Origin of the sequence: Hydrogenovibrio marinus, assembly GCF_013340845.1 — a bacterium.
Taxonomy (GTDB): Bacteria; Pseudomonadota; Gammaproteobacteria; order Thiomicrospirales; family Thiomicrospiraceae; genus Hydrogenovibrio; species Hydrogenovibrio marinus.
In genome coordinates this window covers 1,543,693-1,563,085 of record NZ_AP020335.1, presented here as the reverse complement: position 1 = coordinate 1,563,085, position 19,393 = coordinate 1,543,693, and the positions used below count along the sequence as shown (strand labels likewise).

Genomic DNA, 19,393 nt, shown 5'->3' with positions numbered 1-19,393 from the left:
AGTTGCTTTGACATGGATAAAATCACCAACTCAATTGCAAAGAGCATGTTTATGAATGGACAAATTAGCCTATTAAATGCCATTTCCGAAAAAGAGCCTCAGACAAGCAATGTCGAGCGGCAAACTTTGCCTAAAGGCGCTAATGCATTTGCCTTATTAATGGCGGGCAATCATTCAAGTAAATCAATTCCAACCTCTAAATCAGTAGAGAAACACAATACTGAAGCTGATAGTGGTAAAGAGGCGGTTGCATCTACTGAACAAGTTTCTACTGACAAAAAGATAAAAGAAAGCGATAGCGATAGCAAAAGTGCAAAAAAAGCACTGGATGATGTACTTCCTCAGCTTTCTTTGAAAGACACACCATTAACCGTTTCTAAAGACAGTCCATCGCAAACTGTTTCAACTCAATCTCCTTCAACGCCAGCTGATGAAACAATTTCGGTAGAAGACGCTGGCATTGCCCCGCCCTCAACAGAAGTAGCTGACGGCAAAGATACGGTCGACACAGATGCGCTTGTCAATGTGCCTGTGCAAACAGACGGTAATGCGACTTTGCCCTCTGTATCACCAGTTGCCGCTGACAGCAGTGTTACTGATGTTTCTAATCTAGAGACTGATGAAGCTGGCGCAGCAAATACTCAAAGTGTGACGACGGTTTCAAGCAGCATCGCGACAAGCGCGCCAGTGGCTGCTCTTTCTGCAGATGATGAACCTTCACCGAGTGTTGTTGATAAAAAGACAAATGGGCAAGTTGTAGCCTCTCAGGACGTGAACGTAAATGCGAATAAAGCAACGGGAGTGGATGCGAGTAAGGTAGCTACCCCCGCACCAGTGGCTCAAGAAAGGAACGTTGTAGATAATAGCTCAACACCTGTACAGCAAAGCTTAGTGGACAGCCATAAGGTAAATACTCACCAAACGAATTTGACAGTAAATGCTGTAAATAATGATCAGGCGAGCACGCCAGCCGCTTCTGTTCAAAGTACTCCTAATCCAGCTATTACTGCTGAAGTCGCAACAGCAGCTACTCCTGCTACCGACAAATCACAGGTGGCAATGGCTTCTCAATATACAGGAAACCAAGTTACTGCTAGTGCGACGACTACTAGTACGAGCACTACTACAGTGTCTAGTGCGACAACTTCAAGTTCAGATAATTCATTGAATTCTCAATCTGGACAACAAGGTGGCGGACAACAAAGTTTTTCTCAAAATGGGCAAGGTAATCCATCGTCCCAGAGCAACCTGTTGAACCAATTTGTTCAGTCTCAGATGCAAGCTCATCAAGCCGCCGTGCAGCAAGCAGCGGTGAAGAACTTTAATGACTTGTCTATGGGAGCCGACTCAACGTCTTCTGACTCATCAAAGCTTCTAGGTGGCTTAGGGTTTGATAACAAAGCGCAATTGCCACCAGGCATGCAGGGAATCGTTTATTCACTGCGTTCTCCGCAGTGGAGCCAAGCTTTAGGTCAGCGCATGATTTACATGGCTAACAACAAAGTTCAGGAAGCAAAAATTACGTTAAACCCTGAAAAATTAGGGCCTGTTCAAATAAAATTACACTTAGATAAGAATCAGCAAGTTCATGTTGCGATGTCGGCGCACCATCATATGACCAAAGAAACGATGGAAGCGGCCATTCCAAAATTGAGGGAAATGTTTGATTCGGCGGGTATTGACCTAGGTTCGATAGATGTGAATCAGGATAGCCAGTTTGAAGCGCAACAACAGAATAATGAACAAGGTAATCAACAAGGCAAAACTTTCGGACAATCTCTTTCAGCAGATGAAAGTGAACATGAAAGCGCGCCAGTTATTGTCAAACAAACCGATGGTTTGATTGATTATTATGCATAGCCGAAAGGAATGAGTGTTATGAAAGGTTTTATACAGTTTTGTTTTAGCTTAGCCGCTATGGCCTTTTTGCCAACGGCCTATGCAGGAGGTTCAGAGATGTTAGGACAATCGACCATGGGCATTGTTGTCATTGCTGTTATCGTCGCGGCAGTAATTGCCGGAGCACTGGTTTACTTATTCTGGTGTAACCGTGCGGGTGTTTGTGACCAGTCTGAACTGGTAGCGAATATTAACAAAGTGGTTTCTGAGGCTGACTATTCTTCAAAAGTAACGTCATCCTCTTCTGATCCGAAGTTGCTATCCTCCATCAACGAATTGATGGTGAAGCTTCAAGCACAGGTTGCTGAAAAAGATGAAGCGCTGAATGAAGCAAACGCTAAGATCAGTAACTTGCAATCAGAGATTGGATCTTTGAATGACACGCTTGCCTTTTGCCAACAGCAAAACCAAGAGTTGGAAGCTAAACCCTGTATGGATGCAGAAGTCGGGGCAAAATTGGTAGAATTGTCCGACGATTTTTCTGACGCGGTTGCGAAGATGGGAGAAGGTACCAAAATTGGGATGGATTCCGCTTCTAAGGTTATTTCAGAAGTTGGTGGTTTGACTGAGGAAGTCAATCAAGCATCAAGCGTTATTATCAAGCTTGAAGAAGACAGCAACAATATCGGAACAGTATTGGTGCTGATTCGAGACATCGCAGAACAAACAAACTTATTGGCGCTAAATGCTGCAATCGAGGCAGCACGTGCAGGTGAGCATGGAAGAGGCTTTGCCGTTGTTGCCGATGAAGTACGTTTATTAGCAGGGAAAACACAACAGGCTACAACTGAAATCCAAGGCATTATTGAGGAACTGCAACAACGTGCCCGTAATGCGGTGGAAGTAATGAGCAACGGGAAGGACAAAGTGGAATTGACTCGATCCCAAGCTGCGAACGTCAATGAGCTACTGTGTGATATTAATGAGCAGTTGGATAAACTGAAATCGGTTCAGACAGAGTTACAACAAGCAGTCGCGGAAATTTAAACTAAAAGATTGAGTTAACGGGATTTTCTAAATGAAAGCAATTGTCGGCACATTGGTGGTAATAGGATGTCTTCTAGGAGGTTATTTACCTCACGGGAGCGTTGGTATCCTGATTCAACCATTAGAGGTTGTGATCATCTGTGGTAGTGCATTTGGTGCTTTCGTTATTGCGAATCCGGGCTGGGTTATTAAAAAGAGTTTCTCAGCAGCTTTGGGGCTTGCAAAACCTTCTCCTTACAACAAAGACACCTATATGGAGTTGTTGGGGTTGATGTTCAGATTGTTTAACAAAGCAAGAAGAGAAGGATTGATGGCGATTGAAGCGGATGTTGAAGACCCGCATGCCAGTGAGTTGTTTAATTCGTCACCAAAGATCATGGCGGATCACCATGTTGTCGACTTTATTTGTGACTATTTGAGATTGATGATTTCCGGTGCGAGTAACCCTTATCAGTTAGAAGATTTGATGAACCTAGAGATGGATACGCATCACCACGAAGCGTTGGCACCATCTGAAGCCATTGGGAAAGTGGCAGAAGCTTTGCCTGGTTTCGGTATCGTTGCTGCGGTACTAGGGATTATCGTGACGATGAGTTACTTGGATGCAGGGCCTTTGGAAATTGCCCATCATATGTCTGTGGCATTGGTAGGGACATTCCTCGGTATTTTGGCTGCTTACGGTTTTGTCGCGCCGATCTCTGCAGATTTGGCTAACAGAGCAAATGATGAAGGTGCTTTTTATGGAACCATCAAGGCTTGTTTGATGGCAAACTTGAATGGTTATGCACCTCAAATTGCGATTGAGTTCGGAAGAAAAGCCGTGCCTGGAGTCAATAGACCTAACTTCCAGGAAGTGGATGAATTCTTGCAAACCTTAAAATAGAGGCTGCTGATTAAACTGGGACAAGACCTATGGCTGATGAACAGTCAATAATTATAAAACGCCTGACAAAATGCCCGCACTGTGCACATGGTGGAGCATGGAAGGTTGCATTCGCCGACTTTATGACGGCCGCAATGGCGTTCTTTTTGATGCTATGGGTATTGAGTGGTGTCAATGACGAAGAAATGAAAGCGATGGCCGAATATTTCCGCGATCCAAGTGTCATTGAAGCTTCGCCAAATGTGTTGGTGAAGTCCAAGGAAGCTGGGCAAAGCTCTAATTCAGTTATTGATATGGGCGGCTTCAAGGATGCACCGCAGCATTCTGAAGATGACGGAAAAGATATTGATGCTGCAGAGAAGAAAGCTGAAGCGGCTCAAATGTTGGATTTGAAACAACAGATTGATCAGAAGATAGATGACAGTCCGACGTTAAAAGAATTAAAGAACCAGCTTAAGATTGATTTGACGCCTAATGGGTTGCAAATACAGGTGCTGGATGATCGTAAAAAGCCGATGTTTGAATCTGGGGTTGATTTACCTAAAGATTATGCGGCGAAATTGCTTGAAGAAGTGGGACAGGTGTTGTCAAAAACACAAAATCGAATCAGTATTGCAGGGCATACGGATTCATCAAGCTATCATTCGAATGCAGCTTATACCAACTGGGAGTTGTCCGCTGATAGAGCAAATGCTGCGAGACGACTTTTGATTGATGGAGGGGTTAACCCTAAAAAAATCGCACAAGTAGTAGGGTTATCAGATACGGTGCCATTTGATAAGGAAAATCCGTATAATCCTCGGAATAGACGGATTAGTATTGTCGTCTTGAATAAAGAAGCGGAAGATAGGCTGAAAAGTCTGAGCGACGCTCCGGGGGTAGAAGATTTGTCAAAGGATTTGTCAAAATCTCCGGAAACTCAAACAACGACGGATGCTACCAAACCACAGGTGAATCCGGTACAAGAACCTATTTCTCCTCCAGTGACCGGCGCACCGGCATCACATTAATTTGGTTGTAAAGCAATAAGGGAAAAGCTATGGCGGAAGAAGCAAAAGAAGAATCGACAGAGAAAAAAAGTGGTGGAAAAGGCATTATTATCATTCTCTTGGTGGTAATGATTTTGCTAATAATTGGGATTGGGGTATTGACCTTTTTCCTTTTGACATCCAAAAACCATGAAGGTGGCGGTGATGCGGCAGCAACCGCACAACACGCTTCTGCCGAACATGGAGATGCAAAAGAAGAAGTGAAAGACGGTGTTGTCCGTAGTTATTCTCCTAAATACAAGCAGTATGATCCACCAGAGCCAGGGGCAGCACCGCAGTATTTTGCGATGGAGCCTTTTGTTGTGAACTTCAAAGGTCAAGGGCAAGCTAAGTTCCTAGCAGTAACCATTAAATTCATGACGCATTACCCACAGTTGGTAAAAGACTTGGAAAACTACCGCCCTATGCTGCGAAATGACATTACGGCGATGTTGAGAATTCAGACCTACACAGAGTTGAACCAAGACAACGGACAACAGCTTTTAGCTGATAAGATTTTGAAGATTGCCAAAGCGGATTTGGAAAAAAACAATATTTATCCTGATTTGCTTGAAGCGGTATATTTCGATCGTTTTGTAATGCAGTAATAGAGAACTGGATTTAAAGAAATGGAAGATATATTAAGTCAAGACGAAGTCGATGCCCTATTAAGGGGTATGGGCGGTGGTGACATCGATACAGAAGATGATGATTCTTCTGAAGCGACGTCTGCCAAAGTCTATGACTTTACTAACCAAGAAAGGATAGTTCGTGGTCGTTTACCTGCGTTGGATATTATCAACGAAAGGTTTGCACGAGGGTTCCAAAGACACTTCAACGAGATGATTATGTCGAGTGTTGAAGTGACTGCGGGCGAAGTGAAAATTATCAAGATGATTGACTACCTTCGTAACTTGTTTGTACCGACGAGCTTGAATATCTATCGTATTAATCCATTGAACGGTGTGTCTTTGTTCACACTCGATTCAAAGCTGATTTTTACCGCGGTAGATATCTATTTTGGTGGTACGGGACTTCTGCCATTCAAAATCGAGGGTCGTGAATATACGCCGGTCGAAATGAGTATGGTAAGAAGCATCCTGGATATTTCTTCCGATAACCTCCGAAAAGCTTGGGGGCCTGTAATGGATATTGAAATCGATTACATGCACTCGGAAATGAACCCTAAGTTTGCCAGTATCGTTGAAGCGACCGACATGATTGTCGTTAGCCCAATCAACGTGAGGTTTGAAGGGGTCGAAGGCCGTGTCGACATTGTCATGCCTTATGCGATGTTGGAGCCGGTAAGAGATAAGCTTGAAGAAGGGATGTCTAACCTTCAAGGTGAGTCTGATAACCGTTGGTCTCGCACACTTAAAGAAGAAGCCAAGAACATTGAGGTCGAAGTTTCCGTTAATCTTGCTGAGCTTAAGATGAACATGGATGACCTCATGAAAATGGAAAAAGGCGACATTATTCCGATTGAAATGCCGGATAGAGTTGCCGTCAAAGCTGAAGGTATTGCTTTTGTTAAAGGTAAACTGGGCGAAAGCAATGATAAGAAGGCGGTGAAGGTAGAAGAAATTCTCCACCATCCAGCTTATTCGGAACGAATGATAGAAAACGTAAAGGAATGGTACGATGAGTGATCAAGATGACATGAGTGCATGGGGTGATGCACTTGCAGAACAAGCGGATGCTGAAGGTTCATCGACTGCGACTGATGATGATCCATGGGGATCGGCATTAGCTGAGCAAGCCGACGCTGAAGCCACTTCGCAAGGTGACATTGATGCCGCTTCCTTTGACGCTCTTGAAAAAGGTCGTGGAGAAGGTGGCGAGAAGGTTGATTTGGATGTATTACTTGACATCCCGGTAACACTTCAGCTTGAAATCGGTCGAGCCAAAGTGTCGATTCGTAACCTGCTTTCTTATACGCAAGGTTCTGTCATTGAGATGGATCGTTTGGCGGGTGAGCCTTTGGATTTACTTGTGAACGGCACATTGATTGCACACGGTGAAGTTGTCGTTATCAATGATAAGTTCGGTGTGCGTCTCACAGATGTAGTTAGCCCACAAGAGCGAATCAAAAAGCTTAAATAACTTTTCTGATATTGCATAAAAAAAGCGGCTTCGGCCGCTTTTTTATTGTCTTAAAAACACAAAATCTGCCAGGTTGGGGGTTACATTTCCGCCAAGCGGTTATACAAAGATTCGTTGCATCGTCCAAGCATCTTGGAAAAAGTATCTTTGTCTTGTGGCGTCCACTCCTTAAACATTTCATTGATGCGGTGAATGCGGATTTCACGCATTTCACTGGCGAGTGTTCTCCCTTTTTCTGTCGAAGTCACCCAAGTAATGCGGCGATCCGACGGATCACTTTCTTTCGTGACCAAACCATTAAGTTGCATTGCCGTCACCTGTCTTGTAACCGTAGTGGCATCCAATGCCAATATTGCAGCAAGATCATTGATTTTCTTAGCTTCTGCCTGAACTTGAAGTAACAGTAAGTAGTGAGAACGCTCAAGAGGATAGTTTCGTCTTCGGTTCAAGGCTTCCAGTAAACGCATTAGTAATGCCATTTCTTTTTCTAGTGATTCCGCGGATAAATATTGGTCAGGTGTCAAAGTAGTTCCTTTTCGCTTTCCTTGTAAATTCAATATATCAAAAATTGGCAATGAAATTTTGCGTTGTTCAATCAGGATGAAATAAATTATAATCTGTATAATACAGATATTAAGTTTTTAGGGTAAGTACATGTCAAGTGAAGCGTCTTTGCGTCAAACTTCAAAAGCGCCAAACTTCCTCAATCAGCCAAAGGCTGTTTGGGCAACGGCTTTTGCTGCCGTAGTGGGGTTTATGTCGATAGGGTTGGTTGATCCAATTTTGACTTCCATCTCCAAAGGGTTGAATGCGACACCGACACAAGTTTCTTTATTGTTTACCAGCTATTTTTTCGTCACATCAGTGATGATGATATTCACCGGATTTATCTCCAGTCGTTTAGGGGGCGGCAAAACGTTGCTGCTCGGCGCCTTTTTCATTATTGTTTTTTCTGCGCTATCTGGTATGTCATCATCGGTGACTGAGTTGGTGGGGTTTCGTGCGGGTTGGGGGTTTGGTAATGCATTGTTTGTTGTGACTGCATTATCCGTCATTGTGGCATCATCTCGTGGCGGAACCGTGGCTGCAATTTTGATGTATGAGTCGGCACTTGGCTTGGGTATTTCCGCCGGACCATTATTGGGAGCTTTTCTCGGCGCTCACTCGTGGCGTTATCCATTCTTTGGTACGGCCGTTTTAATGACAATAGGCTTTATTGCGATTTGGTTATGGTTACCTAAGCAGCCGTTGCCTGTGAAAAAGACATCCATATTGGAACCAATCAAGGCGCTGGGGCATAGTGGTTTGTTGACAACGGCTTCCAGTGCATTTTTCTACAACTATGCCTTTTTTACGGTGCTGGCTTTTGTACCTTTTGTGTTAGATATGTCTGCCCATGCGGTGGGGATGATTTTCTTCGGATGGGGCGTTTTGCTGGCATTGTTTTCAGTGATTGTCGCCCCTAGGTTACAAATGCGATTCAGTGGGCTTCAAATCCTATTTGCAATACTCTTAACCTTTAGTTTTCTGCTACTGGTCATCGCTTTCGGTGATAAGACGGACATTATTGTGTCGGTGATTGCTTCTGGTGCGTTGATTGGTATTTGTAATACGGTTTATACCGAGATGGCTCTAGAGGTTTCCGAGATTGAAAAACATGTGGCGTCGGCGGGCTATAATTTTGTTCGCTGGTTTTCAGGAGTGATAGCACCTTTTTCAGCCCCTTTGGTTGCGCAACATTTTGGCAGTCAATGGGCATTTATCATCGCTGCAATTGCACTGCTTATTGCGCCAAGTATTTTATTTGCGCGTAGAGCTTCACTTGGAAGGTTTGCGCAAAATTATATTGAAAGTACCATTCATGATGCGATGATTGCTGGGCAAAAGGGAAAGGAAAAACTGCTTTTGGTTATTTTCGATAAGGCAGAGGAATCATTATTGGATAGAGCGGTTGAACAAGCCAAGAGTCGGAAGTTATTCGTTCATGTTGCATATATCCATACTTATGATGTGTTTGACGAAGACATTGCAGAGCCGGAATCTTATGAAGCATCGGAAAAGCTTTTAAAGAAAGCGCTATGTCATTTTGAAGATAAAGGTGTTTATGCGGAAGGAGAGGTTGTTGAGTCTTCAAAGGTTCGCCTGTATGACAGTCTTGAAGCCATTCTTCATAAAGTTCAGCCAGGCTATTTGATGCTGCCTAAAGGTATGAAAGACAAGGTAAAGACATTGGCGTCGACACGAGGAGGTCAAAGCCCTTTTCTCGTAATTCAGTAGAGTTGGTTTGAGGAATACCTTATCAGCGGTGTGGGCGCTGGGTGGTTTCGGAAGGGGTTTCACCGAAAAGCTGTTTGTAGTCTTTGCTGAATTGTCCCGCGTGCCAAAACCCCCAGTAAGAGGCAATATCTGCAATGGACTGGTCTTCTTTAGCTTCCTTTAAAGCTCGTCTTACCTGATTCAAACGCATGGTTCTCAAAAACTTGAGAGGGCTACAGCCCAGTATAGTTTCGAAACTGTACTGAAGCGTTCGGCGACTCACATAGGCAATCTCACACAGCTCGGTAATGGTAACGGGCACATCATTCCGGCATTCATTCAAGTAAGCTTTGACTCTATCAACCACGGCCTTTCTATGTTGATAGCTAGGAATTAGGTTAGAGGCGCCATCTGGTTCCTCAGGCAATGCATTAATAATGGCGGTAACGAGAAAGTCTTGTTTGATTTTTTCGGAGATGACATATTTTTCTGACTGGATCATAAAACGTTTTAGCAATGCTTGAAGTAACAAGTTTTGTTCTGGCGTAACACGGAACTGAAGAGACTTATAAAGTGGACTGTTCAGCAAATCAACGCCTTGTTTTTCGGCGATCGATTTTAAGGCGGTTTCTTCTAATACAACACCATAGATCGAAAAGTCTTCGGGTGTTACTAACTCAAACTCTTGGTCGCCGACATGGCAGGCAATGGTATCTTTGCTGATTAATTGCCCATTGATTCTACTGTCTTTCTGATCTTGAAAGGGGATACCAAACCATATGGCATTCGACCAGAGTTGGCAATCCTGGTGTAACGCGTTGCTGGTGTATTCTTGAAAAATATGGACGTGATCGCTCTCGATCTTTTCAGTACGCCCATAGAACTTTCCATTACTGATCTGATCATATGCTTGAGACCAATTCGTCAAGCTGTCTGCTTGATGGTCAATATCCATCGTCTCAATAACGCACTTTTTGAGTGCGGAAAGCGTATCTTTTTGGTGCTCTGTAAATTTCATATTTATCGAATCCAAAATCCTACAAATCAAATATCGTTAAAAATCCATTTTAAATAATTGATATTTAACGTCTTTTTTAAGTTTGCCAAAACTTGATAGTCTCGGGGAACGCTTCTGGCTGTTTCTCTTAACAACTGAATAAGCAATCTTTATTCCTAACTGATAACAAGAAGCATTCAAAGGAGGGGTGTGGTAATCAATGAGCACTGCTTACAAATATGTGTTAGGTCAGCAGACATATCATTTTAAAAACTTAACAGACCTTATGGCCAAAGCAACACCAGCTCGTTCGGGTGACAGACTTGCTGGCGTTATTGCGAGCTCTGCAGTGGAGCGTTCAGTTGCACAAATGGCATTGGCGGACCTGCCACTTAAGACTTTTTTGAACGAAGCTCTTGTTCCCTATGAAATAGACGAAGTCACGCGACTGATTATGGATGAGCATGATGCTGAAGCGTTTTCATTAATCTCGCATTTGACGGTAGGGGATTTCAGGAACTGGTTATTGAGCGATGCGGTGACGCCTGAAGTTTTGGAGCAGATTCGTCCGGGTATTACACCCGAAATGGCCGCAGCCGTCAGCAAGATTATGCGTAACCAAGATTTAATCATGGTGGCGCATAAGTGCCATGTTACAACCGGGTTCCGTAGCACCATTGGTTTGCCTGGCCGTATGTCAACCAGGTTACAACCCAATCATCCAACTGATGACTTAAACGGAATTGCTGCCAGTATTTTTGATGGTTTGCTTTATGGAAATGGGGATGCGGTGATTGGTATCAACCCAGCAACCGATAATGTTGCTCAGGCAACGCGTTTGATGAAGCTGATGGATGAAGTTATTCAGTCTTACCAGATACCCACACAATCTTGTGTTTTAACCCATGTAACCAACACCATGGAAGCGATTGAAAAGGGCGCACCAGTCGATTTGGTATTTCAATCAATTGGCGGCACGGAAGCAACCAATAGCAGCTTTGGGTTTAACCTGAATATTTTAGAAGAGGCTCAGCAAGCGGCTTTATCTCTCAACAGAGGCACAGTGGGACAGAATGTCATGTATTTTGAAACTGGACAAGGCAGTTCACTTTCAGCTAATGCCCATCATGGTGTTGACCAACAAACTTGTGAAGCAAGAGCTTATGCCGTTGCGCGAAAGTTTTCTCCCTTACTGGTCAATACGGTGGTTGGGTTTATAGGTCCGGAGTATTTGTTTGATGGAAAAGAAATTACAAGAGCAGGCCTGGAGGATCATTTCTGCGGAAAGCTGTTAGGTTTACCGATGGGGTGTGATGTTTGTTACACCAATCATGCCGAAGCTGATCAGAACGATATGGATAACTTGCTAACCCTGTTAGGCGTAGCTGGCTGTTCATTTGTGATGGGTATTCCCGGTTCTGATGACATCATGCTCAATTATCAAACCACCTCTTTTCATGATGCGCTTTACGTTCGTAGAGTGCTTGGATTAGATCCTGCACCAGAATTTCAGAAATGGCTTAAGGATATGGAAGTTTTTACAGACACCGATAAATACCTGTTGTCTTCAGAAGTCCCTAGAAAGTTTTCAGGTTCTCTCAAGGGGCTGTTGCAATGAGTAAGATCAGCTTTTCAAACAGCCAAGCGCTCAGTGGAGGTGGCACTACTGAAAACCCGTGGAAGGTTTTGCAACAGTTTACGCAAGCGAGAATCGGGCTTGGTCGCGCGGGCGTCAGTATCCCAACTAAAGAACTGCTGGAGTTTCAATTATCTCATGCGCAAGCCAAAGATGCGGTTCATCAGCCTTTGGATATTGATAAGTTGCAGCAGGATCTAGAACAACTTGAAAGTACATTGCTCCCCAAAACGGTTGAAGTTGTTCAAAGCCGAGCCTCTGATCGGTTTATTTATCTTCAACGTCCAGATTTGGGTAGAAGGCTTAGTAAGGACTCAAAAACCTATATAGAAGAGCACTACTCAGGCAATCAGGACATGGTTTGCGACCTGGCGATTGCAGTTGTTGACGGACTTTCATCCAAAGCAATTGAAACCAATACTTTGCCGTTCTTACAAGCGTTATTGGACTTGATGGCAAATGAAACACAGCAAGATTGGACGCTAGCGCCTATCACTATTGTGAAGCAGGGGCGTGTTGCTATCGGTGATGAAATCGGTGAGCTTTTCAATGCAAAAACAGTGCTGGTTTTGGTGGGCGAGCGACCTGGGTTAAGTTCACCGGATAGTTTGGGGTTGTATTTAACCTGGAACCCACATATTGGGTTAACCGATGCATTTAGAAACTGCATCTCAAATATTCGCCCAGAAGGGCTGAACTACAAGGAAGCGGCAAAGCGGGCGCTTTTTTTACTGCAAGAGTCACGACGGTTGAAGTTATCAGGGGTGAACTTGAAAGACCGAAGTGACGAAAAGGTAATCGAACATTCGTCCGATACCGGAAATTTTTTAGTTAATACGTTAGATAAATAGCGTTCATTTGGAGGAAAGTTATGAGTGCGTCTCAAACTGATCACGACTATCTCGCTAAGAGACAGTTGAAAAGAGGAACAGCAGGCTGGTTTTTGTTAGCTGGTTTGGGAGTTTCTTATGTTATTTCCGGTGACTTTGCCGGCTGGAACTTCGGGCTGGCACAAGCAGGCTGGGGTGGTTTTGCAATTGCTGCGGTGTTGATGGCAATCATGTACTTCACGTTGGTACTGTCATTGGCGGAAATGTCTGCAGCAATTCCAACTGCAGGTGGCGGGTATAGTTTTGCACGTCAGGCAATGGGTACAACTGGCGGTTATCTCACAGGGCTTGCGGTACTCATTGAGTATGCATTAGCGCCTGCGGCAATCGTCATATTCATAGGCTCAGCGGTTCAAGCGCTGATAGGCTTTGATGGTATTTGGGTCTATGCGCTCTTCTATCTCGTGTTTGTTGGTATCCATTTGATGGGGGTTGGCGAAGCCTTAAAAATCATGATGGTCATTAGTGCGCTTGCGGCACTAGCAATCATTGCGACGGGCGTTGCGTTAATCAGTGGTTTTGACGTTAATAACCTGTTTGACATTCCTGTGAAGGAAGGGGCATTGGGGGCTAACAGCTTTATGCCGATGGGATGGTACGGTATCTGGGCGGCTTTGCCTTTTGCAATGTGGTTGTTCCTAGCAATTGAAGGGGTTCCTCTAGCAGCAGAAGAAGCTAAAGAACCTGAAAAAGATGTTCCAAAAGGCATTATCGCTGCGATGTTGTTCTTGTTGGTTACCGCTGTCTTGGTTGTCTTTTTGTTAGCGGGTGCTGCCGGTGCGAAAATGATTAGTGAAAGTGGCGTACCTTTGGTCGATGCATTGAATGCACATGGTAATGCAAGCCTTGCAACTATGGTAAATGTGTTGGCATTAGTGGGGCTGATCGCATCTTTCTTCTCAATTATTTACGGTTATAGCCGTTTGGTATTTGCATTGTCTCGTGCCGGTTATTTGCCGAAATCGCTTTCTATCACTAACGATCGTAAAATTCCATCAAGAGCATTGATTGTTCCTGGTGTACTTGGATTCATCGCCTCGTTAAGTGGTGAAGGGGATTTGATGTTGGCAATGGCGGTAGTTGGAGCAACAGTCTCGTATGCATTAATGGCATTGAGTCACATCATGCTTCGTATCAAACAGCCTGACTTGGAGCGTCCATATAAAACGCCTGGTGGTGTATTTACTTCTGGTATTGCGTTAGTGCTGTCTTTGGTTGCTCTGACTGGAGTATATGCATTTGATCCACGTGCATTTAACTACACTATGTTGTTGTTCGTTCTAGGAGCAATCTACTACTTTGCGTATAGCAAAAACCACTTGGTAGCGAAATCTGCCGAAGAAGAGTTCGACATGCTTTCTAAAGCTCAGGATGAGTTAGGGGAGTATGCGGAAGTCGCTTAACTTTCATTCTTAAGTTCCATACCTCGCCCTGTTTTTCTACAGGGCTTTTTTTACTAGTAGTCTTTGGCCTTTTCTACACTTGATTACAGACTCAGTAGAGAAAGTTACCTCTATGGTCCAAGAAATTGCACATACTTCACATGAGCAGGCAGAAGGAATTCAGCAAGTTCATAAACCTATTGCAGAGATCGATCAGGTTACATAGCAAAATGCAGCGCTTGTAGAGCAAACTTCAGTCGCGACTGAAAGTATGAGTGAACAAGCGGCTATGTTGAAAAAAAGATATGGCATTCTTTGTTACAGGCAAAGTTAGCAACCCCGCTAAAGTGGCTAGGATTGGTGACTCAGGAAATAGGGATACTCAAAAAGTAGTCAAGAAAGTTGCAGAGAAAAGCCGTGATAAACCTTTGCAATTTCCTTCAGAAAGTAAATCAGGTAAGGATGAATGGTCGAACTTCTAGTTAACGCTTAAACTAACCAGCGTAAAAAAGCGACGAACAGGGATACAGTGATTTCTGTGAGTCGCTTTGTTGCTAATTAGTGCGCATATTCTTGGCAGAGTTTCATACGCCCTCTAAAGTGTTTATTTTTCGTACTTCAGGAGCTTGGCATTGATTGCGACTACAACTGTACTTAACGACATCAATACTGCGCCCGCTGCAGGACTCAATAATATACCGACATTGAATAACACGCCCGCAGCTAAAGGCATAGCAATAATGTTATAACCAGCAGCCCACCAAAGATTCTGAATCATTTTCCTATAGGTTTTCTTTGCAAGTTCAATAGTTGCCACCACATCTCTAGGATCGTTGTGAACCAAAATAATATCAGCAGACTCAATAGCGACTTCCGTTCCTGCTCCGATAGCTATCCCAACATCTGCTTGAACTAAAGCCGGGGCATCATTTACACCATCTCCAACCATTCCGACCAGAAGTCCTCTAGCTTGAATCTCTTGTATCTTTTTGGCTTTTTCTTGCGGTAGAACTTCAGCAAAATAATCGTCCAAACCAATTTCATCCGAGACAGCCTTGGCAACTTGATGGTTATCGCCTGTTAGCATCATGCATTGAATTCCCATCGCTTGTAGTTGCTTGATGCTTTGAATGGACTCCTCTCGAACCATATCTGCTAATGCAATAGCACCTTTGAGCTCTCCATCAGTTAAAACAAATATGACGGTTTTTCCTGATTCAAAAGCCTGTTCAATTTGCTTTGACTGAAAGGTAATATTGTTGTCACTTAGATAGCCCGGACTGACTACTTGAACATGCTTTTGTTCGATAGTGCCCTCAGCACCTTTTCCCGGAATTGATTTAAAGTTATCCACTTTAAAAAATTCAGTGGAAGCTTTAGCGATTGCTTTTGCTATAGGGTGCTCTGAGTGTTGTTCAATAGATGAAGCAAGCATCAATAAATTTTTTTCGTTTAACGAACCCTCTAAACAAACAACATCGGTGATGCCAAATTCACCTTTTGTCAAAGTGCCTGTCTTATCAAATACGATTGCTTGAAGGTTTCTTGCCATTTCAAAAGCGGTACGATTTCTAATCATTAAGCCATTACGGGCGGCGAGTGCTGTAGAAACAGCAACCACCAGAGGAATGGCTAGACCTAAGGCATGAGGGCAGGTAATGACCATTACCGTTACAGTCCTTTCTAAGGAAAAAGCAATGTCATGCGATAGAATTACTGACCAGGCAAAGAAGGTTATTGCGCCGCCTGATAAAGCGACAATCGTTAGCCAGACAGCAGCACGATTGGCCAAGTTCTGAGTTTTAGACTTACTTTCTTGAGCTTTTTCTACCAGCAGTATTACTTGAGATAAGAAGGAGTCTTTTCCAGTTTTTTCTACCTTTATCGTTAAAGAGCCTTCACCATTGACTGTGCCACCAATAACAGGGTCACTTGTCTGTTTTGAAATGGGGTTGCTTTCTCCTGTTAACATAGCTTGATTTACAGAGCTTTCCCCTTCAAGCACAACGCCATCTGAAGGTATTTTTTCACCGGGTTTAACAAGGACTTTATCGCCAGGCTTTAAATCTTCAAGGTTAACTTCAATTAAGTTGTTTCCTTCAGATATTTTATGGGCCGTAGTTGGCATTAAAGCCGCAAGTTTTTGGAGAGCCTGAGATGCACCTACAACAGACTTCATCTCTATCCAATGACCCAGTAACATTAAATCAATCAGAGTGGCTAATTCCCAGAAAAATACCTTACCAGGTAAGCCTAATACCACAACTGCACTATAAAAAAAGGCCGTACTAATCGCAACTGCGATGAGGGTCATCATTCCTGGTGTTTTGTTGCTTAATTCGCTCCAAAGTCCTTTTAAGAAAGGTGTTCCTCCATATATGAAAATGATGGTTGAAAAAACAAGTAACCAATATTTGTCACCATTAAAACTGAGAGATTTTTCGAACCCGAAAAGTGTTTGAAGCATTGGGGACAAAAATAAAATAGGAATTGTTAGTATCATGGATACCCAAAACCGTTGCCTGAAGTCTTCTATCATGTGTTGATGGTGGTTGTGATGATGATGTTGATGCATGCCGTCTTTTTCTTTCATTGCAGCATGAGAATGATGAGTGGTGTGTTTTACATCCATGTTCAACTCCCTCTAACGTATGAGCGTAGCAGGCCGCTACATTTCATCGAGTTAAGTATTCAGTTAATTTTTAAAGCTTAAGGTCTAAAAATTAATTGCTTTCCAGGGTTTGTTTCATATTTTTATATTCTTCAGCACTAATTTCTCCCCGCGCGAATCGTTTTTCTAATATTTCCATCGCACTTTCTTTAGGAGGGTTAGGTGTTGAATTATTATTTCTAAACATTGGCACTAGAATGAATGCCAGTATCAAAATGATTACTAAAAACCACAACCACATGAACCCCCCCCCATAATATCCATGCATATTCATAAAGTCCCAGTTCATATGTCCCCCTTACAAGATACAGTTCATTGCACATTGTTTTCTTTTTAAAGGTTACTCTTTTTTTGTAAAAATCAAAGTCATATTAGTAATGAATAATGGCAATAGTCTTAATTCAAAACTATGTCGCGAATAGTGTGAATTTATTTGACATTAAAAAAAATAAGTTCAAAATCAACATGTAACGTTGCGAAAGCATTCACAGAAATGTTTCTCTCCCGTAACGTTATGCATGCTTTAGTTTTTATTGAAACACCGCGGCAACAGGAGGTTAGTCAGCGAGGTAGGTTGTTTTTATATCTAATTTTTTAAAAGATTTAAGAGGCATTACAAAATGAAAACATCTTTGAAAGCATTATTACTATCGGCAACTCTAATTATTCCATTTTCCCAAGCACAAGCTGATGATGACTATACCCCGATGATGGGGAATGGTTACGGCATGATGGGGGGTGGTGGATATGGTCCTGGATATCACATGCAAAATGGCTATGGTCCTGGCATGATGGGGGGTTATGGTAGCCCTGGCATGATGGGCGGTTACGGCGGTATGGGAATGATGGGCGGCTACGGCGGTATGGGCATGATGGGTGGTTATGGCGGCATGGGTGTAATTAATCTGAGCGATAAACAAATCAACCAAATGCAAAAGATTCGTTCTGAACAAATGGCCCAAATGACTCCTATGATGAACGAAATGTGGAAAGCCAGAAATGATATGTTCAAAGCCATGCGTTCTCATGATCAAAAAGCTATCAGCAAAGCCTATGATGAAATGGCCGCTGTTAGAAAGCAGGCCTTTATGCTCCACTCTAAAATGCGTGAAAAAATGCAATCGATACTTACCAAAGAGCAAAAAGAAAAGTTACGCAATGCTTACCGAGGCATGATGATGGGGTATTAGCATCAAAAAAAGTAGTTCAGATATTTTTTGGACTACTTTTTTATTCTAATTTTCAAGTTCCCAAGCTATGTTCCAAGAACCTAGCACAGCTTGAGTCTAAATTGAATAATATCAGGTTCGTTCAATAGTTTTATTGAGGAGATACATATGATATTTAGAAGCATACTATCCTTCCCGCTATTTTTTATTGAACTCGTAGTTGTCACTGTTCTTTATTTACCAAGTGTTGCTAATGCGACGCCTGCTTTTGCCCGTATGGAGCATGAGACTTGTGAAGAATGTCATACGGCTTACCCAGCGCTGAATGCGACAGGTAGACTGTATAAAATGAATGGGTATTCATTTAATAATATGATGCGTGGTCGAGGCTTTGGTATGAATAAAATGGCCAACGAATCACAATTTGAAAGCATGATGAAGCAGTTCCCCATTGCAGCAGCGATAACTTCAAGACCCTATGACAAGAAAAAAAGCGGAAAAAAAGAAATCCGAGCCATTCATGAAGTGGAACTATTGGCTGGTGGAAATTTCAACAAAGTCTTTACCTATATTGATATTGAAGCTGAAGGGGAAGATGGATTTGGTCTAACTACCGAAGCGACTTCTTTAGGTTATACGATTAACCCGCACCTTCATCTAGAGGCAGCTTACGCCCCTAGTTTTTTTTCCGATCCCTATGACACTTTGTCAAACATGCGCCGCTTATCCGTAAGCAACTACAATGTTTTGGAATCAAGTTTCAGTGGGGTAGATGGTCAATTAAGACATCCGCGTCAGCAGTTTTCGATATTTGGTCGGCTTGCTCGACGTTTGTTTTATGACGCAACAGTCGGTGGTTTAACTGAGGATAAAACAGGGCAAGATTCGACAGTTTATCTTGGAAGACTCGCTTTAGACATTACACCTCGCTTGATGGTAGGAACCTTTGGAGTATCCGGCCGTAGTGAAATCTCTTCAACGAATAATAAATCAAGTCAAGCTCGTAACTTTGACCGCTTCGGTTTTGATACTCAGGCAGATATTCTTCAAGTGAGATTAACCGGTGTCTATATGAGAGCTCACGATCAATATGCTACGTCGAAAGCAAAAGAAAGCAACGTAGATGACTACGTTCAAGCAGTCTATTTTTCAAGCAATAGACATTGGGTGCCTTTGCTGCGCTATCAGTCTTCGGAACAAAACAATGGTACACAAAAAACTGAATCAGTAATTGCTGGCTTAAGCTACTACCCGATGGAAAATGCAAAAGGAACCATTGAGTACAGTGAAGACACTAGCGTGCCTGCAGGCCAAATAAAAGACAATCGTTTCACGTTGCAATTCCAAGTAGCACTGTAATTTCCATCTTCTATTTGCAAGGCAATGAAAATATTGGCTTCTTTTGATTAGGTATTTCAAGTATCCAATGGATACTGTTAATAAGTGGCGCAAACACATTTAAATGACAGTTTTTATGCCACTTAATTCTATG

17 protein-coding genes are annotated in these 19,393 nt (G+C 42.9%); 13 read left to right on the top strand and 4 right to left on the bottom strand.

Features of this window, described 5'->3' with window-relative positions; genetic code table 11:
• The first annotated feature begins 51 nt into the window (after positions 1 to 51).
• The 7 genes from HVMH_RS07510 to fliN are packed head-to-tail and all read left to right on the top strand — an operon-like array spanning position 52 to position 6,900.
• Positions 52 to 1,860: a flagellar hook-length control protein FliK gene (locus tag HVMH_RS07510; RefSeq protein WP_029909475.1), complete on the top strand. Its 1,809-nt coding sequence runs from the start codon at positions 52 to 54 to the stop codon at positions 1,858 to 1,860.
• Between the two features lie 18 nt (positions 1,861 to 1,878).
• On the top strand, positions 1,879 to 2,886 hold the full coding sequence (locus HVMH_RS07505; protein ID WP_162174176.1) for a methyl-accepting chemotaxis protein: 1,008 nt from the start codon (positions 1,879 to 1,881) through the stop codon (positions 2,884 to 2,886).
• A gap of 31 nt (positions 2,887 to 2,917) precedes the next feature.
• On the top strand, positions 2,918 to 3,769 hold the full coding sequence (gene motA, locus HVMH_RS07500) for a flagellar motor stator protein MotA (protein ID WP_029909471.1): 852 nt from the start codon (positions 2,918 to 2,920) through the stop codon (positions 3,767 to 3,769).
• 29 nt (positions 3,770 to 3,798) lie between these two features.
• Positions 3,799 to 4,779 carry a flagellar motor protein MotB gene (motB, locus tag HVMH_RS07495; RefSeq protein WP_081822692.1) on the top strand — a complete coding sequence of 327 codons (981 nt, stop codon included), beginning with the start codon at positions 3,799 to 3,801 and terminating at the stop codon, positions 4,777 to 4,779.
• A 29-nt stretch (positions 4,780 to 4,808) separates the two neighbouring features.
• A complete protein-coding gene (locus HVMH_RS07490) occupies positions 4,809 to 5,405 on the top strand; it encodes a flagellar basal body-associated FliL family protein (RefSeq protein WP_029909466.1) in 597 nt (198 codons plus the stop codon).
• A 21-nt stretch (positions 5,406 to 5,426) separates the two neighbouring features.
• The gene (gene fliM, locus HVMH_RS07485) at positions 5,427 to 6,446 is read left to right on the top strand and encodes a flagellar motor switch protein FliM (protein WP_029909464.1); all 1,020 of its coding nucleotides are present in this window, start codon (positions 5,427 to 5,429) and stop codon (positions 6,444 to 6,446) included.
• Positions 6,439 to 6,900 carry a flagellar motor switch protein FliN gene (gene fliN, locus HVMH_RS07480; protein ID WP_029909462.1) on the top strand — a complete coding sequence of 154 codons (462 nt, stop codon included), beginning with the start codon at positions 6,439 to 6,441 and terminating at the stop codon, positions 6,898 to 6,900. Before fliM ends, fliN begins: the two co-directional genes overlap by 8 nt.
• A gap of 80 nt (positions 6,901 to 6,980) precedes the next feature.
• Here fliN and HVMH_RS07475 read toward each other — a convergent pair whose 3' ends face one another.
• Positions 6,981 to 7,424: a MarR family winged helix-turn-helix transcriptional regulator gene (locus HVMH_RS07475; RefSeq protein ID WP_051622990.1), complete on the bottom strand. Its 444-nt coding sequence runs from the start codon at positions 7,422 to 7,424 to the stop codon at positions 6,981 to 6,983.
• 130 nt (positions 7,425 to 7,554) lie between these two features.
• On the opposite strand from HVMH_RS07475, the gene HVMH_RS07470 reads away from it, so the two are divergent.
• Positions 7,555 to 9,177, top strand: a complete 1,623-nt coding sequence (locus HVMH_RS07470) for an MFS transporter (protein ID WP_081822691.1) — start codon at positions 7,555 to 7,557, stop codon at positions 9,175 to 9,177.
• A 22-nt stretch (positions 9,178 to 9,199) separates the two neighbouring features.
• Here HVMH_RS07470 and HVMH_RS07465 read toward each other — a convergent pair whose 3' ends face one another.
• A complete protein-coding gene (locus HVMH_RS07465) occupies positions 9,200 to 10,174 on the bottom strand; it encodes a helix-turn-helix domain-containing protein (RefSeq protein WP_029909454.1) in 975 nt (324 codons plus the stop codon).
• Positions 10,175 to 10,439: 265 nt separating this feature from the next.
• Between HVMH_RS07465 and HVMH_RS07460 the strand changes: the two genes are divergently transcribed.
• Genes HVMH_RS07460 through eat form a run of 3 tightly spaced genes read left to right on the top strand, consistent with a single transcriptional unit; the run spans position 10,440 to position 14,082 of the window.
• Positions 10,440 to 11,771, top strand: coding sequence for an ethanolamine ammonia-lyase subunit EutB (locus HVMH_RS07460; RefSeq protein ID WP_232087746.1), 1,332 nt, complete (start codon positions 10,440 to 10,442; stop codon positions 11,769 to 11,771).
• Entirely contained in the window at positions 11,768 to 12,640 is an 873-nt protein-coding gene (gene eutC / locus HVMH_RS07455) for an ethanolamine ammonia-lyase subunit EutC (RefSeq protein ID WP_029909448.1), read from the top strand. The genes HVMH_RS07460 and eutC overlap by 4 nt, the downstream gene beginning before the upstream one ends.
• 20 nt (positions 12,641 to 12,660) lie before the next feature.
• Positions 12,661 to 14,082, top strand: a complete 1,422-nt coding sequence (eat, locus tag HVMH_RS07450) for an ethanolamine permease (RefSeq protein WP_029909445.1) — start codon at positions 12,661 to 12,663, stop codon at positions 14,080 to 14,082.
• A 583-nt stretch (positions 14,083 to 14,665) separates the two neighbouring features.
• Here the strand turns inward: eat and HVMH_RS07445 are convergent.
• Together HVMH_RS07445 and HVMH_RS07440 are read right to left on the bottom strand one after the other, a co-directional pair.
• Positions 14,666 to 16,693, bottom strand: a complete 2,028-nt coding sequence (locus tag HVMH_RS07445) for a copper-translocating P-type ATPase (RefSeq protein WP_081822690.1) — start codon at positions 16,691 to 16,693, stop codon at positions 14,666 to 14,668.
• Positions 16,694 to 16,784: 91 nt separating this feature from the next.
• Positions 16,785 to 17,021, bottom strand: coding sequence for an SHOCT domain-containing protein (locus HVMH_RS07440; protein ID WP_029909441.1), 237 nt, complete (start codon positions 17,019 to 17,021; stop codon positions 16,785 to 16,787).
• Positions 17,022 to 17,352: 331 nt separating this feature from the next.
• On the opposite strand from HVMH_RS07440, the gene HVMH_RS07435 reads away from it, so the two are divergent.
• Positions 17,353 to 17,922: a Spy/CpxP family protein refolding chaperone gene (locus HVMH_RS07435; RefSeq protein WP_051622989.1), complete on the top strand. Its 570-nt coding sequence runs from the start codon at positions 17,353 to 17,355 to the stop codon at positions 17,920 to 17,922.
• A gap of 147 nt (positions 17,923 to 18,069) precedes the next feature.
• On the top strand, positions 18,070 to 19,260 hold the full coding sequence (locus tag HVMH_RS07430; RefSeq protein ID WP_029909437.1) for a hypothetical protein: 1,191 nt from the start codon (positions 18,070 to 18,072) through the stop codon (positions 19,258 to 19,260).
• Positions 19,261 to 19,393 lie beyond the last annotated feature (133 nt).

Coding starts and splice junctions, on each gene's coding strand:
- HVMH_RS07510 (WP_029909475.1), top strand. CDS start 52: ATGAATGGACAAATTAGCCTATTAAATGCCATTTCCGAAAAAGAGCCT.
- HVMH_RS07505 (WP_162174176.1), top strand. CDS start 1,879: ATGAAAGGTTTTATACAGTTTTGTTTTAGCTTAGCCGCTATGGCCTTT.
- motA (WP_029909471.1), top strand. CDS start 2,918: ATGAAAGCAATTGTCGGCACATTGGTGGTAATAGGATGTCTTCTAGGA.
- motB (WP_081822692.1), top strand. CDS start 3,799: ATGGCTGATGAACAGTCAATAATTATAAAACGCCTGACAAAATGCCCG.
- HVMH_RS07490 (WP_029909466.1), top strand. CDS start 4,809: ATGGCGGAAGAAGCAAAAGAAGAATCGACAGAGAAAAAAAGTGGTGGA.
- fliM (WP_029909464.1), top strand. CDS start 5,427: ATGGAAGATATATTAAGTCAAGACGAAGTCGATGCCCTATTAAGGGGT.
- fliN (WP_029909462.1), top strand. CDS start 6,439: ATGAGTGATCAAGATGACATGAGTGCATGGGGTGATGCACTTGCAGAA.
- HVMH_RS07470 (WP_081822691.1), top strand. CDS start 7,555: ATGTCAAGTGAAGCGTCTTTGCGTCAAACTTCAAAAGCGCCAAACTTC.
- HVMH_RS07465 (WP_029909454.1), bottom strand. CDS start 10,174: ATGAAATTTACAGAGCACCAAAAAGATACGCTTTCCGCACTCAAAAAG.
- HVMH_RS07460 (WP_232087746.1), top strand. CDS start 10,440: ATGGCCAAAGCAACACCAGCTCGTTCGGGTGACAGACTTGCTGGCGTT.
- eutC (WP_029909448.1), top strand. CDS start 11,768: ATGAGTAAGATCAGCTTTTCAAACAGCCAAGCGCTCAGTGGAGGTGGC.
- eat (WP_029909445.1), top strand. CDS start 12,661: ATGAGTGCGTCTCAAACTGATCACGACTATCTCGCTAAGAGACAGTTG.
- HVMH_RS07445 (WP_081822690.1), bottom strand. CDS start 16,693: ATGGATGTAAAACACACCACTCATCATTCTCATGCTGCAATGAAAGAA.
- HVMH_RS07440 (WP_029909441.1), bottom strand. CDS start 17,021: ATGAACTGGGACTTTATGAATATGCATGGATATTATGGGGGGGGGTTC.
- HVMH_RS07435 (WP_051622989.1), top strand. CDS start 17,353: ATGAAAACATCTTTGAAAGCATTATTACTATCGGCAACTCTAATTATT.
- HVMH_RS07430 (WP_029909437.1), top strand. CDS start 18,070: ATGATATTTAGAAGCATACTATCCTTCCCGCTATTTTTTATTGAACTC.